Source organism: Psychrobacter sp. JCM 18901, from assembly GCF_000586435.1.
GTDB lineage: Bacteria > Pseudomonadota > Gammaproteobacteria > Pseudomonadales > Moraxellaceae > Psychrobacter.
Genome location: NZ_BAWH01000001.1, coordinates 60,427 through 77,595 on the forward strand (window position 1 = coordinate 60,427; position 17,169 = coordinate 77,595).

Consider the following 17,169-nt stretch of genomic DNA (forward strand, 5'->3'; position numbering starts at 1 on the left):
CTAGCAATTAAGGTTGTCTTTAATACCATACCCAAAAATACAATTAACGCTGCTGAAATTTCAGTGCCTACAATCTTAGTACCTATTAATCGTAGTACTTGTAACCATTATTCGCGCTATTATTATCTTTGGAAATGATACGAATGGGAAGGCAATAATCTCACTATATTATGAGAGACAATACCATGGAAAATAGTGCCAGTAATCCGCCTATTACGCAAGCTTTGCAAGCTCAGGCGATGCAGCTATTGCCCATTATTAACCAAGAACTGGATGCACAGCATTTTAGTGAGATAGTGCATCAACGTATTGCTCAGCAAAACACAAAACAAACGCAAGGTCAGCATGCGCAAGTTGTTAAAACGCAACATATCGACAATACTTACTTCCAAGGTTTAACACGTGCCCAGCATCCACAATTTGGTAGCGTGATGATTAAATGGCAGTTGAGTGATGGTGCTTATCCTATTGCTGCCGATTTAACTCATGAAGCGGATATTTTAGCTGCTGTAAATGCTTCATCGAAAATCAAAGATAATGCTATCGCACCGCCACTGTTGGCGCATCATTGTCTAAACGTTCAAATACTAGAGCAATTGCAACACCTAGTTATAGTGGTCATGCCTTATTACCCTAATGGTAGCTTGGCGAGTCAACTGACCGCTTCAAAACATCTATCATTGATAGCGTCACAAAAGCATCATTTCATCACTCAGGCTGCATACTTGATAGCTAATTTGCATCAGGCTGGTTGGCTACATAATGATATTAAGCCCAGTAATATTTTGATTGAAGGTTCTGATGATGAGTGGCCAGTAGATACTATGAGTAATGATCTGACCCCTAGATTGTTACTCACTGATTTTGCTTTAGCACAACGTATGACGGTGGCTAATAGCCAACCAAATCCTGCTGGCACACCAGCGTATCTTGCACCTGAGCGCTGGCAAGGTCAGGGTGCAAAGGTGCACAGTGATATCTACGCGTTTGGCATCATGATGGTTGAGATACTAACAGGAAAACGCCCGTTTCAGGTAAGCGGCAATAGCAATGAGAAATTAAAAACGTGGGCGATTCAGCATTGCCAGCAACCTATTCCAACGTTGGCAGCAGAATACAGTCACTATCAATGTATTGTCGATAAGGCATTGGCGAAGCGGGTAGAGAGACGGTATCGGGAGATGGGTAAGATATTGATAGATTTGAAGTTATTAGAAAATAGCTGAATTTATTATTTTATTTTAAAAAGTGATTGTTTGTAGTATTCACATATTACCCAGTCGTTGTTTTTTTATGTTTGAATGGATATTCAGGCTCATTTTAAGCGAAGTCGCTATAAGCTAATTTGGGTTCCCATATTTCATTACAATACAGTGAGAATATCATGGCTAAAGTACTTATCATTACCGGTGATTTTGTTGAAGACTATGAAAACATGGTTCCGTTCCAAGCACTACTAGCGATGGGGCATGAGGTTGATGCGGTATGCCCAGATAAAGTGGCAGGTGATAGCATTGCTACCTCAATACACGACTTCGAAGGTGATCAAACTTATACCGAAAAACGCGGTCATAATTTTGTCCTTAATGCGTCTTTTGCCGATATCAATGTAGAAGACTACGATGCTTTGTATTTACCAGGTGGACGTGCACCAGAATACTTGCGCTTGAATGCTAAGGTCATTGCAATGATTCAGCATTTCGCAAATACTGATAAACCGATTGCCTCAGTTTGCCATGGGCCACAAATGCTGACGGCTGCTGGCGTATTGAAGGGTAAAAAAAAGTATCTGCTTATCCTGCGTGTCAGCCAGAAATAGAAATGGCTGGCGCTGAGTATATCGAGTTACCTATGGATGGCGCTATTACCGATGGCCAACTGGTAACGGCACCTGCATGGCCCGCCCACCCAGCGATGCTAAAGCAGTTTGTTGCCTTGCTATAAGCATTAATTTGGGTCTGTTGAACGTTCAATAGACCCCAGTATCGAGAGAGGATATATGTGCCAACTTTTTATTAGTGCTGACGATAGCTTGTGGAGCTCTAAAACCAAATCGCTTCGCATCCAGGGCGTTGTCACCTCAATTCGTTTAGAAGTGTTTTTTTGGGATATATTAGAAGAGCTGTCATTTCGCGATCAAATGACGGTTAATCAGCTGATCACTAAGCTGTATCTTGAATCTCTCGATGCTGATCATGATATTGGCAATTTCACCTCTTTTTTTAAGAGTTTGTTGTTCTCGTTATTTATCTTTAATAGCCGATGGCGATCTTTCTCGCGAAACAAGATTACCTTTAGAAAAAGTCGATGCAAAAAAATATAATTCAACGTGAAGCTCTTCGTAAAAATCAACGTAGTGCATTATTCAATAATAGTGAGGAAAACCTTTCTATTAATTAGTTCTGGCTATGGTAGGTGCATGAAAGCATTGATTCAGAGGGTAGAGTGTCGCTATTAGCGTATGGATGAAGTGTTAAAGGATTTATAAAGGTTAGAAAAGTAGATTAATACTTTTAACAAGATACTTTATAGTTTTAATACCAAATTCCAGACACAAAAAAACTGCTAAAAAGCAGGTTTTGATATTTGGTCTAAGATGTACTATCCGAAAATGGTGGGGCTGGAGAGACTCGAACTCTCACACCTTGCGGCGCCAGAACCTAAATCTGGTGCGTCTACCAATTCCGCCACAGCCCCATTTTCGTTACTCTATCATCAAAAGCGATTAAACTCAAACGCTATCTAGATAGTTAACTGATTCGGTAGTGCGTCTCAGTGGTTGGCTATTATATAGAGTTTTAATTTTTTGGCAACCCCTATTTGCAATTATTTTTAATTATTTAGCATTTATTTTCGATATTAATTTTAAGTAATTGATATTAATAATAATTTAATATCATGTTTTATGCGTTTATTTACTCTTTAGTTGGTACTCTCGGGGCAGAGATATCCAACTGCTGCAATTTGCGCGTCAGAGTATTGCGTCCCCAACCAAGTAGCTCGCGGCTTCTATCTTTTTGCCGCCGCTATGATTGAGTGCTGCTGTTAATAAAACACGCTCAAACTCAGGGGTTGCTGTTTGCAGAATATCAGTTTCCCCCGTGCTTAACGACTGCTCAGCCCAATCAGCCAATGCTTGCTGCCAACTTTGGTTTTTAGGCAACTGGCTACTTTGATGACTGTTTAACGCACTGCCATTTAATGATCTACCATTTAACACATTGCCATTTTGTGCCAAATGCTCTTGAGCGTCTTCCTCTGTTGGGCCGTGTTCTTCATAAAGCACCGTATTAGGTGAGATGTTTTCAAGTAGCTCTGGTGGCAAGTCTGTCGCCATCACAGTGTCACCAGTAGCCATGACCGTGAGCCACAAGCAGACATTTTCTAATTGACGTACGTTACCGCGCCAGTCAAACGTCTGCATAATTTGCAATGCGGCAGGATGTAAATGCTTTGGAGTGGTATTCATTTGCTCTGCGGCAGACTGCATAAAGTAGAGGGCTAATGCAGGAATGTCTTCAGGGCGTGTACGTAGTGGCGGTAGGGGTAATCGAATGACATTGAGGCGATAAAATAAGTCTTCGCGGAATCGGCTTTGTTTTACCAGCTCTTCTAAGTTTTGGTGGGTGGCTGCGATGATACGTACATCGACCTTTATTGGCTGCTGACCACCAACACGATAAAATTCACCATTGGCCAGTACGCGTAACAGCCGTGTCTGAGTGCTAAAAGGCATGTCACCGATTTCATCTAGAAATAGAGTACCGCCGTCTGCCTGCTCAAAACGGCCTTGACGCATCGTAGTTGCACCAGTGAACGCGCCTTTTTCGTGACCAAATAGCTCAGACTCGATCAAGTCATGTGGTATGGCTGCCATATTAAGCGCAATAAACGGTTGCTGCTTACGAGGGGAGTGTTGGTGCAATGCACTGGCTACCAACTCTTTACCCGTTCCAGACTCTCCAGTGATTAAGACGGAAATGGGGGATTGAGCCAGTCTGCCAATAGCACGAAACACCGTTTGCATGGCTGGAGACTGTCCAATGATACCGCTAGGTTCCCATTACTTTTGTTTTCGACGGCACCTTTGTTCTTATTGTCTTTGGATGTCTTACTAGCAGGTGCTGCTTTAGGTTTTATCAAGTTTTCAGTAGACGTGTCAGACGTTATATTAGTATTGGGCTTATCTGCAAGGGAAACAGTCGTTGTTTCTAAATTAGGCTGATAATTGATGGCTTTATAAACCGTTGCAACCGCATCATCTAAGTCAAAAGGCTTGGGCAAGTATTCAAAAGCACCTGTCTGATAGCTATTGATAGCAGAGGTAAGGTCTGAGTGTGCCGTCATAATTACGATTGGCATTTTAGGAAAGTGCTGATGGACCCAGTCGCTAAAAGACAATCCATCCATCATTGGCATACGAATATCGGTCAGTATGACGTCTGGTAATTGCTCGGCTGACTCTTGCTGTTTTAACACATCATTAAGGCGAGTCCATGCTGCTTGTGCTTGAGTAAAACTGATAACGGTCAATCCAGCATCTTCAAACGTGTCTGCCAACACCATACGTAGAGCTGCATCGTCATCGATTAACCACAATGTTGCAGGGTGGTCGCTGGGTGCATTATTCACAGTTACTATTGGTGATTGTGTTGATTGATCATCGCTTTTAGGTTGGAGGTCGTCGCTATATTCAGTCATGTATTGGGCCTAATCAGCAATTATTGATAGTAAGTTGGGGATTGGGAGTTGGGCATTAGGAAACTTAGCAGTCTTTAATTCATAAATTCATCATTTGTTTTATGTCTCAGTGATGGGTTGAGTAAATGGTAGGTATAGCGTAAATCGGGTTTGCTTATCTTCTTGTTCTTTTGTCGAGCTCACATCAATCATACCATGATGATGACTGATAATATCTTGGACGATGGATAATCCAAGACCTGTACCGGCTGCACGGCTAGTGACCATCGGGAAAAATATCTGACCGATCAGGCTGGATCAATGCCTGAGCCATTATCAGTAATAGTAATCTGCATCACTTGCTTGTGCTGCTGTCCGACGATCGTATGCTGAAAGGCAACCCGTGTCTGGATATGCAATGTCGGTTGATAATTAGAATTGCGCTCAGTTTGCATGGCAGCTTGTGGTGATTCTTGAGACTCTGAGATTTTATTCTGTTGTAGTGTTTGTTCGAACTCAATCATCGACTCACAAGCATTATTGATGAGGTTTAAAAACACTTGAATCAGCTGATCCTTATCTGCACACAACTCTGGCAATGATAAATCATAATCACGCTGTAACACTACCTGTGGATACTGATTGGTCACTAAGGTTAAGACATGCTCTAGGGGCTCATGAATATTGAGCGTTTGCCAGTTTGGTAGTTGATTGGAACCCAGGAGCTGCCCAATAAGATGAGTCAATCGATCAGTTTCTGAAATAATAATGTCCGTATAGTTGCGCAGTTTTTGATTCATTTTTTGTAAATCATGCTGCGTGTCAGCGCTGGTAGTTGTCAAAGCATTATCAACACTAGAGGCGCTAGTGGTAGATGCGTCACTGAATTTAATAAACTGCCGTTGCAACAGCTGTGCTGCCCCGCGAATACCAGCAAGAGGGTTTTTTATTTCGTGTGCCACTGAGCGTAGCATATGACGGGCCACTGTATATTGCTGTTGTTGGCGCTGCTCCTCAGAAATACGACTTTGCCGATCTTTGCCCCACATCTCGATAATAAAATAAGGCTGCTGTTCATAGATGACTGGCGTGACGCTATAGTCGACTGACAATGATAAATTACCGTTTAGCGGTGTTTTTATGATGTGATCATGATCGATAAAAGGCTGCTGATAGTTTTGCGCTTGCACAAAGCGCTCGGTCAACGAGTAAGCTGGCTCGCTCAAAGGCTCATTTTCATTTGTATCATTACTATCATTATCTATAGATACAGTATCTTTATTCTTCAATTCATCGGGTGCGAGCAGTGTCAAGATTGATTGATTAATTAGTCTGCCGCTACTAATGGCAAGTAGCTGCTCGGCTTGAGCATTCAACCGTGTGATTGATAGCTCATCGTTGACCCATAAAATAGCGGTGAATAAATGCTGAGATATAAATGCGAGGTCAGGGGTTGTTTTAGCGGTTATAAAATCAGCGTTCATCGGTAGGGCCCAAAAAAAGTCAGATGCTTGAGATAATATTTAACCACAAATCAAGACTATAGAGCGGCAAAACTGGTGATTTTTGCAAAAAAACGTACAATGCGCTCAGCCAATTTATCTCTAGCAAGGTCAGCCATGTCCAAAACTTCTACCGAGTCAGTGAATACGACAGCAGCAGCTCCTCTATCTGCCGTAAAAGACACTGCCACTATCTTCAATCCTGCCGCGCCTACCATAGTACAAGCGCAGAGTCAGGCAGATGCCAGTCAAACAGATACTAAACAACCTTACCATCATAAAGCCAACCACAACCAGAACCGTAGTGTAGCCCAAAGCAGTGATGTAACGACTGCCAATGCCACTGCTACGATGCCAGTTAGTGCAGCGCCAAAGATTGGTTTTGTATCACTAGGTTGTCCAAAAGCATTGGTGGATAGTGAGCGTATTATCACTGAGCTAAGCCGTGACGGCTATCAAGTAGCCAGTGATTACGACGGTGCTGACTTGGTCGTGGTAAACACTTGCGGCTTTATTGAATCAGCGGTACAAGAGTCGCTCGATGCGATCGGCGAGGCCATTAGCAAAAACGGTAAAGTGATTGTTACTGGCTGTTTGGGCAAAGAAGCAGACAAAATCCGTGAGATGCATCCGGCTGTACTAGCAGTGACGGGCGCGCATGCCTATGACGAAGTGATTACGGCAGTGGCGCAGCATGTGCCTAAGCCAAATCGCAGTCAGGACGCCAACTATGATCCAAAAATAGATTTGATTAATGAAGCGGGTATCAAACTGACCCCAAGCCATTATGCTTATCTAAAAATATCAGAAGGCTGTAATCACCGTTGTACGTTCTGCATTATTCCAAGCTTGCGCGGTGATTTGGACTCACGTCCGATTGATAATGTGATGAACGAAGCACTGGCGCTCAAAAAAGCTGGCGTGAAAGAATTACTTATCATCTCGCAAGATACCTCGGCATATGGTCTTGACCTAAAGTATAAGACCAGTTTTTGGAATGGTATGCCGCTTAAGTCTAAGTTTTATGACTTATGCCAAGCATTGAACGATTTGGGCATTTGGGTTCGCTTGCATTATGTCTATCCGTATCCACATGTAGACAAAGTCGTTGAGCTGATGGGTGAGAAGAAACTGCTTCCTTATCTGGACATTCCGTTCCAACATGCCAGTCATCGTATCCTAAAAGCGATGAAACGTCCTGCACATAGCGAAAATACCTTGGCTCGTATCAAAGCGTGGCGTGATATCTGTCCTGATATCGTGATTCGTTCAACCTTTGTGGTTGGCTTCCCTGGCGAAACAGAAGAAGATTTTCAGTGTTTGCTTGATTGGTTAGTTGAAGCACGCCTCGATCGCGTGGGCGCATTCACTTATTCAGAAGTAGAAGGCGCAGTTGCTAATGACTTGCCTGATCATGTGCCTGAAGACGTTAAGCAGTCTCGCTATGAGCGTTTAATGGCGCTACAGCAAGATATTTCAGCGCAAAAGCTACAAGAAAAAGTCGGCAAAACCTTAACGGTATTGGTCGATGAAATTGATAGCGATGAAAATATTGCTATTTGCCGTAGCTATGCTGATGCACCTGAAATTGATGGTCATGTTTATGTTGATGACATCAACGCTCAAGTCAAAGTAGGGCAGTTCTTAACCGTGACTATCGATGATGCTAGTGAATATGATCTATTCGCCAGTTATCAAGGCTAGATATCCAATAAGATATGCGAGTGAAAATTGCCCAATGGCGGGCAGTTTTTGCTACAATTAGCGCAATTTAGCCTTTTTAATACGCTTAACTGTAAGTGTGGCGTTGTGGGCAAACTCGATTTGTATTTTACCGATAATTTTCTTTATAATTTCATGATAACAAGGTGACCTCATGTCTGACAAAAACCCGCGTTACGCTCGTATCTTGCTGAAACTCTCCGGTGAAGCCTTAGCTGGTAGTAAAGACATGGGTATTGATACCGAAGTGCTTGATAAAATGAGCTTATCTATCGCTCACTTGCGTGGACTTGGTGTCCAAGTTGGTATCGTGGTCGGCGGTGGTAACTTATATCGCGGTGCGCAGTTACAAAAAGAAGGTCTCGTTGGCCGTGTTACTGGCGATCAGATGGGCATGCTAGCGACCGTTATGAACGGACTGGCAATGCGTGATGCGCTTGAGCGTCGCAACATAAAAACCCGCTTGATGTCAGCGTTACCGATTGGTGAAGTCACCGAAAGCTATAGCAGTCGTAATGCCATTCGTTATCTAAAAAACGGCGAAGTTTGTATCTTTGTTGCAGGTACGGGTAACCCATTCTTTACCACTGACACTGCTGCTTGTTTACGCGGTATCGAGATCGAAGCTGGTTTGATTTTAAAAGCGACTAAGGTCGATGGCGTTTATGACAAAGACCCAAGCCTACATGATGATGCAGTCAAATATGACGGTCTGACTTTTGATGAGGTACTAGAGCAAAAGCTAGGCGTCATGGATTTAACGGCTATCGCATTGTGCCGTGAGCATAACGTACCGCTACAAGTGTTTGATATGACTAAGCCTAATGCATTGTTGAATGTCATCATGGGTGAAAATGAAGGCACACGAGTTTTTCATTAATTGACGCGATACTGGCAACTAACGTCAGTAAATAGCTAATGATTAGCAACACATAATTAATATCCCAATAGCAAATAAAAGATTTGTCGGTAACGATAAATAAGGATACACAATGATTAAAGAGATTAAGCAAGACGGCGAAGCACGCATGCAAAAAACGTTGGAAGCGCTTGAAAGCACTTTCAGTAAAGTTCGTACTGGCCGTGCGCATCCAGGTATGTTGTCAGGTGTGATGGTCAGCTACTACGGTTCTGATACACCATTGAACCAAGTGGCAAGCGTCAACGTCGAAGACTCACGTACCTTACTGGTTCAACCGTTTGACCGTACGATGGTGCAAGCAGTAGACAAGGCCATTCGTGAAGCAGATTTGGGTCTAAACCCAATGTCTGCTGATGTGATTCGTGTGCCAATGCCAGCATTGACAGAAGATACCCGTCGCGATATGCAAAAACTTGCACGTGGTGAAGCTGAGAGCAGCCGAGTTTCTATCCGTAATATTCGCCGTGACATGATGAATGACATCAAAGACTTGGCAAAAGAAAAAGAAATCTCAGAAGATGATGAGCGCCGCGCTAGTGATGATATTCAAAAAAATCACTGACAAGTATATCGAAACAATCGATGCTCGCTTGAGTAAGAAAGAAAGCGATTTGATGGAAGTTTAATACTGATATATTTGGTATTTATAGCAAGAATCAGTTCGGTAGATTATCTGTAATTGAGCAGCCAATACTTTATAGCTATTGGCTGTTTATTATTGTGTAGACTGATATAGTCAATCCTTTATAAAAGAGTGACAGCGTTAACCTCGCTTGAAGTATCATAGTTACATCTGCACTCGGTTGCCTTGTCTCTCTTTTAAACTGAATTAACTATATAAAGCCATATCTAAGGCAAGCCAAAGATGTGGTTGATTGAACTAGATCTATCGCATTCTGAGCACTAAAAACTAACGACGCAATTGTGATAAGTTAGTGAATTATATAAAAGGCGCTTTTTAATCGCCGTTGCACACGTTATTATTATTTTACCTTAACAATAAGCAAGTTCGCCTATGTCCACTTCAGCCGTTTTGGCGCCCGCTATTCTTCCTCGTCATATCGCCATCATTATGGATGGTAATAATCGCTATGGTAAGGCCAATGATTTGGGCCACGGTCAAGGGCATGTGGCTGGCAAAGACGCGCTCGATCCTATCGTTGAGTATTGTGTCAATACAGGCATTGAAGTACTGACTGTATTTGCGTTTTCGAGCGAAAATTGGCAGAGACCGCCTAGTGAAGTAGCATTGTTGATGCAGCTACTCACATCGACGATTCATGAGCAAATGCCGCGCATGAATGAGTATCGTATTCGCTTGCGTTTCATCGGTGACCGTAGTCAACTTAGTGAGTCATTACAAACGCTAATGGCTGACGCAGAAGAAAAGACGGCAGAGTTTGATGCGATGACGCTGGTGATTGCGATTAGCTACGGTGGACAGTGGGATATCGCAAATGCAGCACAACAGCTGGCTCAGCAAGTGCAAGCTGGCGAATTAAAAGCTGAAGATGTCAGCGAAGAGCTGTTAGGTAACTACGTACAATTAGCCGATACGCCAGCAGTAGATATGCTGGTACGTACGGGCGGCGAGTATCGTATTTCTAATTTTTTATTGTGGCAATCTGCTTATGCTGAGCTGTTTTTCACTCCCACATTATGGCCGAAATTTGCAGCAGAAGAGCTAGCTCGATGATCGCAGAGTTTGCTAAACGTCAACGTCGCTTTGGCAAAACCAGCGAGCAAGTAGTGATAGAGCAGCAAGGTCACTGAGCAGTGAGCTAATAGATAAGTTTAGTCGGTTCAGTTCAGTTAGTATTGTATAACTGGTCAATAGGGTTGGTTTATGCAATGATAAACGGCTTGAATGAGTATTGAATGCTATCACTAGGCCATCGTCAGTTAGCTGCTATAATGCATTTTTTGACCATCTGTTCTTCATTATTATAAGGCTCGATAAGTATGTGGCAACGAATTAAGACGGCAATTGTTCTCGTTATTATCGTTGGTATTGCAATGTTTGCGAGCCAAACACCTATTTTATTTGCACCACTGTTGGTCATTGGGGTCGTTATCGCCGCTCATGAGTGGGCCAAATTGATGCCTAAGTGGCGCCAACCTGCGGTATTCGTTCTAATTATTTTAGCGCTCACTATATTCTCACTGATGTTCAAGGTGACTTGGCTGTTCTGGTGGGTGGCTTCATTAGTAATATGGCTGATGGCGCTGTCTTGGGTTCGAGTCTTCCCAACACAGACGAGATGGTACGGCAACCAATTGGCAATGATGGGCGCAGTTATTTTGACGGCGTCTATTACGGCGATGTTCTATCTCTGGCAACTGTCGGCATGGTGGCTGCTGTATGTGTTCTTATTAGTATGGTGTGCAGATAGTGGTGCATATTTCGTTGGACGCAAGCTTGGTCGTCGAAAAATGGCACCCAATGTCTCACCCAATAAGAGCATGGAAGGGTTGGCTGGTGGCCTCGTTACAGGGCTGTTAGTTGTGGTAGCCATTAGCGTCTTTAAATTACAGCTGACCGGTGTACCGTTAATCGCATTTGTAGCGTTATCGGCCATCACTATTCTTGCCTCTGTACTTGGAGATTTGTTTGAGTCGATGCTCAAACGTCGTGCTGATGTAAAAGATTCAGGTACTATCTTGCCAGGTCACGGTGGTATCCTTGACCGTATCGATTCGCTACTGTCTGCCACACCGATATTTGCTCTTGGTTTTTGGGCGATACAGCAGCTTGGTTTGATAGTGGTGTAAGGTTATATAGCAGCACTGTTCTATTTGAGCCTGCTCAGTCGTTCATTCTCAGTAATATTGATATAAGTGAGCCAAGTGTGAACGATGCATTAGTATAGCTAGCACGGTTATCAGAGCAGTGGCTTTATAGTTAATAGACGATATTCTATTTTTATTATTTTTAAGTATCATGGGCATTGATGGTTATGACGCAACGCATCGCCGTACTAGGCGCGACAGGCTCGATTGGCGATAGCACCTTAGCAATATTAGCGGCGCAACCGCACACTTACGAAGTCTATGCTTTGTCAGGCTATCATCGCTTAGATAAGCTATTTGCACTCTGTCAGCAGTTTTTGCCGAAACGCGTCAGTGTGCCGACGTCAGCCGTAGATGATTTTGCTCACAGGCTTAAAGCTGCGGGGATTGATAGTGAGGTCGTAGGGGGTGAGGCAGGATTGGTAGATATTGCCACTGACTCACAGACTGATACGGTTGTAGCGGCGATTGTAGGGGCGGCAGGGTTGCCGTCTACATTGGCAGCAGCCCGTGCAGGTAAGCGTATCTTATTGGCCAACAAAGAAGCCTTAGTCATGGCAGGTAAGGTTATGATCGATGCGGTCAAGACGCACAAAGCCACTTTGCTGCCGCTCGATTCTGAACACAATGCTATTTTTCAATGCTTACCACTTGCTATTCAGCAAGATAATACGCAAATCCATCAGTCAAATCATGGTGTCCGTAAACTATGGTTAACAGCCTCTGGTGGGCCATTTTTGCAGCAGTCGTTCGAGCAAATGCAGCAGGCAAGCGTCGCAGAAGCGGTCAAACACCCGAATTGGTCAATGGGTCAAAAAAATATCTGTCGATTCGGCGACGATGATGAACAAGGGGCTTGAGCTGATAGAAGCCTGTCACTTATTTGATTTGCCTGAAGATAAGATAAATGTGGTCATTCATCCACAAAGTATTATTCACTCAATGGTAGAATATAGCGATGGGAGTTTTTTGGCGCAGCTAGGTAGTCCAGACATGAAAACGCCCATTGCGCACGCGCTGAGCTACCCTGATCGGATTGATAGTGGCTCGCAGCCGTTAGACTTATTTGAACTTAGTGGTTTGGAGTTTATTGAGCCAGATCTACAAAAATTTGCCTGCCTGCGTTTGGCTCGTCAAGCCATGCAAGCCGGAACGCAAGCCACGATTGTGCTCAATGCGGCAAACGAAATTGCAGTAGCGGCGTTCCTCGATGGTAAAATTCGTTTGACTGATATTGCTAATATTAACGAACAAGCCTTAAATGACATACAGCTGCCCCCATTGAACGAAACTGCTGACATAGAAGATATCTTGGCAATCGATAAGATTGCACGCCATCTGACTGATAAGTTGGTAGCAAAGCGACATAATCGTAGCAAGCGTCTCTGAGCTGATATATGACATTGATAAACGATATTAGCGAAGATGTTAATAAAAATGCTGAGAGACAATACTGAGAAAAAAATCATGACGTTTTTACTAACACTTCTTGCCGCTATATTTGTCTTAGGCCCGCTTATTGCCTTACACGAATGGGGGCATTATATTGTGGCGCGGCTTTGCGGTGTCAAAGTACTAACGTACTCTATCGGTTTTGGCCCTAAAGTTTTTGGTTGGACCAGCAAAAAGAGCGGCATCGACTATCGTATCTCAGCATTGCCACTTGGCGGCTATGTAAAGATGCTAGATGAGCGTGAAGGTAATGTCGCAAAAGATGAGCAGCACCTTGCGTTTAATCGGCAGCATCCGCTCAAGAAAATTGCTATCGTTGCAGCTGGTCCTATCATGAATTTTGTCATCGCTATCGCGCTATTTTGGGTACTATTTATGACCCCATCTGAGCAGTTGGCGACTAAGATTGGACAGGTACTACCAGATACGCCTGCTGCGATTGCACAGTTGCCAGTCGGTGAGAAGATTGTTGCGATTGATGGACATGATGTGCAGACATGGGAAGGTATTAACTATCGCCTCGCAGGACGTATGGGTGAGACGGATAATGTTAGCATTACCTTGCAGTCAGACGCCCAAACCGATCAGTCGACTAAAACCTATCAAGCACCAGTTACGCAGTTTATGCAAGGTGAGGCTCAAGGCAAAGACGCACTGACCAGCTTTGGTATGTTGCCATGGCAGCCGCAGATTGCGCCGATTGTAGCGGTTTGGCTCCCGATGGTGCCGCTAGCCGCCAAGGTCTAAAGGTTGGTGACCGCATTACTGCTATTAATAATGAGTCAATCGAAGATTGGATTACTGCCACGCGTATCATTCGTGATAATCCTGAAACGCTGTTGAACTTTACAGTGTTGCGTGATGACAAGCCTGTACAGTTGCAGATTATGCCCCAAGGTAAAAAAGACAACTTGGGTAATGATTACGGACAGATTGGTGCAATGGTGGATCAGACTGAGATTATTATCCCTGACGATTACAAGACCACTGTGGTCTACGGTCCTAGTGAGTCGTTAGTTAAGTCGTTTGAAAAGACTGAGCAGCTAGCGGTAATGACCGTAAGCTCAATGGGAAAAATGCTGTCAGGTATGATTGGTTTAGATAATCTATCAGGCCAATTACCATTGCCAAAGTCGCCAAACAAAGCTTTGATATCAGTTGGCAAATGGTATTATCGACAGCGGCGCTGATTAGCCTGAGTCTTGCCGTCTTAAACCTTTTGCCGATTCCAGTATTAGATGGTGGGCATATAGTCTATCATTTTATCGAGCTGATTCGCGGTAAGCCACTGTCTGAAGGTGTGCAAATGGTCGGTCTAAATATCGGTTTACTCTTGCTGGCAGGTTTCATGGTGTTAGCAATTGGTAATGACATCAGCCGACTATTTTGATCAACTGATGAGCAATATGGCTGATAAAGCACGATATACTAATGGTTTTACGCCTATTATAAGCTGATTATTGTTATGATAGGCATGCTACTCTGTGTCGCAGCCTCTGTACTAATCGTAATTTTTAGTTTATTTTGTGATGCAATTTATATAAAGTGTTCTGAGTTACCCTTGCATGTTTATAACCTTATGCGCATGGGTTAGACAATACGTGCCTTTTAACTTAACTTAAGCAATTTTTTTATTGACGGATAGTGTTTATGCGTACGCCTTTAATTATGAGCGCGGCTGGGTTGCCGTTAGTTGTAGCGATGATGAGTATGCCAGTACAGGCTGCAGAATTTGTAGTAACTGACATCGGTTTTAATGGCTTACAACGCTAACCCCTGATAGCCTCTATCCGGTCTTACCTATTACGGTAGGCGATACGGTGAATGATAGTAGCTTAGCTGCCAGTATTAAGGCGCTATATGCAACTGAGAACTTTGCTGATATTCAAAGCCGTGTCGAAGGTGGCAAGCTAAGGTTTGACGTCATTGAGCGTCCAACGATTGCTGAAGTAACCTTTGAAGGTAACAAGCTCATTCCAAAAGAAGGGCTTGAGCAGGGATTGAAGAATGCTGGACTGTCTGCTGGTGACGTGCTCAAGCAGTCTACTTTGCAAGGCGTGGCCAATGAGCTACAACAGCAATATATTAGCCAAGGTTACTACAATAGTAATATCGAAGTAGATCAAACGGTACTTGATGGCAACCGCGTAAAACTTGACGTACGCTTTGTAGAAGGCAAGCCTGCTAAAGTTGTCGATATCAACATTATTGGTAATAAGCACTTTAGTGATGAAGAGATTAAAGACGTTTTCGCGGTAAAAGAATCTTCATGGACACGTCTATTATCTAAATCTGATCGATACGCTCAAGAAAAACTGGCCGCCAGTTTAGAGAGTTTAAAGGCGCTATACCAGAACGATGGTTATGTGCGTTTTTCAGTCGATAATGCCGTATTGAACATCAGCGAAGACAAAAGTAGTGTGTTTATCGAAGTCAGCCTAAGCGAAGGCGAACAATACCAGTTTGGCGAAGTGAACTTTTTAGGTAAACCTACCTTTGAGAACAGTGAGCTAAAAGAGCTGGTTAGCTTTGCATCTAATGAAAAATACTCGCAAGCAAAACTAGACGAAACCACTGCTTCTCTTAAGAGACGCTATGGTAACGAAGGCTACTACTTAGCCCAAATCAGACCAGTACCACGTATCAATGACGATACTAAAATGGTCGATGTCGATTATTATATCGATCCTGCACGTCCTATCTACGTTCGCCGTATCAACTTTACGGGTAATATCAAAACGCAAGACGAAGTATTACGTCGTGAAATGCGTCAGTTAGAAGGTACGCTGTCATCTAATGATAAAATTCAGCTGTCACGCACGCGTTTGATGCGTACTGGCTTCTTTAAAAATGTCACTGTCGATGTTAAGCCAGTACCTAACCAGCCAGATCAAGTTGATGTAAATTATGTGGTTGAAGAGCAGCCTTCTGGTAGCTCAACGATTGCAGCCGGTTACTCACAAAGCGGTGGTGTAACTTTCCAATTGGATCTGACCCAAAACAACTTCATGGGTACCGGTAACCGTGTCAAGGCTGCACTTTCTCGCTCAGAAACACGTGACTCTTATAGCCTAGGTTATACCGATCCGTACTTTACAGAAAACGGCGTTTCTCAAGGTATCAGCGGTTATTATCGCAAAACCAAATATGATGACGACAACGTTAGTAACTATGTGACCGATTCATATGGTGCGACGTTGAACTATAGTTATCCTATTGATGAAACCAAACGCCTGAGTGCTGGCCTAAATGTAGACAACACAAAGGTTCGTGGTGGTCGTTACCTAGGTATATCTAATGTTCAGGAAATTCTAGACGAAGGCGGTACAAAAACGCCGGAAGTTGAGACTGATGGTGTTGCTACCTTCAAGAATGATTATCAGACTTACAATCTATTGTTTGGTTGGGACTACAGCACTTTAGACCGTCCCGTATTCCCTACCAAAGGTATGAGCCATGCAATTGATGCAACCATCGGTCTTGGTGATGCCAATTACCAAAAGCTAACTTATAGCGGCAATATATATTACCCTATTTATAAAGACGTGATCGCGCGTGGTTATACTAAGCTTGGTTATGGTAATGATTTACCGTTCTATGAAAACTTCTATGCTGGTGGTTATGGCTCAGTACGTGGCTATGAATCATCTACTCTGGGACCTAAATCACAAGTCTATTATGATGCGGTCAATGATCCAGACAACCAAACCTTTACCGCAGAAGAGGTTGGTGGTAATGCACTAGCAACGTTTGGTGCTGAACTAATTTTACCAATGCCGTTTAAAGGCGATTGGGCAGATCAAGTACGCCCAGTATTGTTTGCTGAAGGTGGTCAGGTATTTGACACCTCTGATAAAGAAGATCGCACTTTTAATGATTCAGATGTTCCATTACTGACCCAAGATAATGACTTCCGCTACAGTGCTGGTGCTGGTATCACTTGGTATACGCCAATTGGTCCAATCTCACTTAGCTACGCGGTACCATTTGGTGACAAAGAGGGCGATGAGACTGAAAAAGTCCAGTTCCAGATTGGTAATACATTCTAAATTAATGACACCATTCTCATCTATTTGAGTAATTGTAAAGATTGTCTCAAAT

General features: G+C 43.3%; 7 protein-coding genes, 1 tRNA gene and 7 pseudogenes. 11 read left to right on the forward strand and 4 right to left on the reverse strand.

Going from position 1 to position 17,169, the window contains the following annotated elements:
• Positions 1-185: 185 nt before the first annotated feature.
• The 3 genes and pseudogenes from TT11_RS00330 (at position 186) to TT11_RS00340 (ending at position 2,323) form a co-directional block, all read left to right on the forward strand.
• Positions 186-1,226 carry a protein kinase gene (locus tag TT11_RS00330; RefSeq protein WP_261868717.1) on the forward strand — a complete coding sequence of 347 codons (1,041 nt, stop codon included), beginning with the start codon at positions 186-188 and terminating at the stop codon, positions 1,224-1,226.
• A gap of 155 nt (positions 1,227-1,381) precedes the next feature.
• Positions 1,382-1,944, forward strand: a pseudogene (locus tag TT11_RS00335) (DJ-1/PfpI family protein).
• Positions 1,945-1,999: 55 nt separating this feature from the next.
• A complete protein-coding gene (locus TT11_RS00340) occupies positions 2,000-2,323 on the forward strand; it encodes a ribbon-helix-helix domain-containing protein (protein ID WP_261868718.1) in 324 nt (107 codons plus the stop codon).
• A gap of 289 nt (positions 2,324-2,612) precedes the next feature.
• On the opposite strand, the gene TT11_RS00345 is transcribed toward TT11_RS00340, so the two are convergent.
• From TT11_RS00345 to TT11_RS00365, 4 genes and pseudogenes are all read right to left on the reverse strand, one after another.
• Positions 2,613-2,697, reverse strand: a tRNA-Leu gene (locus TT11_RS00345).
• Positions 2,698-2,915: 218 nt separating this feature from the next.
• Positions 2,916-4,566: pseudogene (locus tag TT11_RS16580) on the reverse strand (sigma 54-interacting transcriptional regulator).
• Between the two features lie 234 nt (positions 4,567-4,800).
• The gene (locus TT11_RS00360; RefSeq protein WP_261868719.1) at positions 4,801-4,968 is read right to left on the reverse strand and encodes an ATP-binding protein; all 168 of its coding nucleotides are present in this window, start codon (positions 4,966-4,968) and stop codon (positions 4,801-4,803) included.
• A 20-nt stretch (positions 4,969-4,988) separates the two neighbouring features.
• A complete protein-coding gene (locus TT11_RS00365; protein WP_261868720.1) occupies positions 4,989-6,164 on the reverse strand; it encodes a nitrogen regulation protein NR(II) in 1,176 nt (391 codons plus the stop codon).
• A gap of 135 nt (positions 6,165-6,299) precedes the next feature.
• Between TT11_RS00365 and rimO the strand changes: the two genes are divergently transcribed.
• From rimO to bamA, 8 genes and pseudogenes are all read left to right on the forward strand, one after another.
• On the forward strand, positions 6,300-7,886 hold the full coding sequence (gene rimO, locus TT11_RS00370; RefSeq protein ID WP_261868721.1) for a 30S ribosomal protein S12 methylthiotransferase RimO: 1,587 nt from the start codon (positions 6,300-6,302) through the stop codon (positions 7,884-7,886).
• A gap of 172 nt (positions 7,887-8,058) precedes the next feature.
• A complete protein-coding gene (gene pyrH / locus TT11_RS00375; protein ID WP_057759121.1) occupies positions 8,059-8,784 on the forward strand; it encodes a UMP kinase in 726 nt (241 codons plus the stop codon).
• Positions 8,785-8,896: 112 nt separating this feature from the next.
• Positions 8,897-9,452 (forward strand): annotated as a pseudogene (gene frr, locus TT11_RS00380) (ribosome recycling factor).
• A 389-nt stretch (positions 9,453-9,841) separates the two neighbouring features.
• A pseudogene (gene uppS, locus TT11_RS00385) lies at positions 9,842-10,599 on the forward strand (polyprenyl diphosphate synthase).
• A gap of 189 nt (positions 10,600-10,788) precedes the next feature.
• On the forward strand, positions 10,789-11,598 hold the full coding sequence (locus TT11_RS00390) for a phosphatidate cytidylyltransferase (RefSeq protein ID WP_261868722.1): 810 nt from the start codon (positions 10,789-10,791) through the stop codon (positions 11,596-11,598).
• A 185-nt stretch (positions 11,599-11,783) separates the two neighbouring features.
• A pseudogene (gene ispC, locus TT11_RS00395) lies at positions 11,784-13,005 on the forward strand (1-deoxy-D-xylulose-5-phosphate reductoisomerase).
• A 78-nt stretch (positions 13,006-13,083) separates the two neighbouring features.
• Positions 13,084-14,458 (forward strand): annotated as a pseudogene (rseP, locus tag TT11_RS00400) (RIP metalloprotease RseP).
• Between the two features lie 260 nt (positions 14,459-14,718).
• Positions 14,719-17,117 (forward strand): annotated as a pseudogene (bamA, locus tag TT11_RS00405) (outer membrane protein assembly factor BamA).
• Positions 17,118-17,169 lie beyond the last annotated feature (52 nt).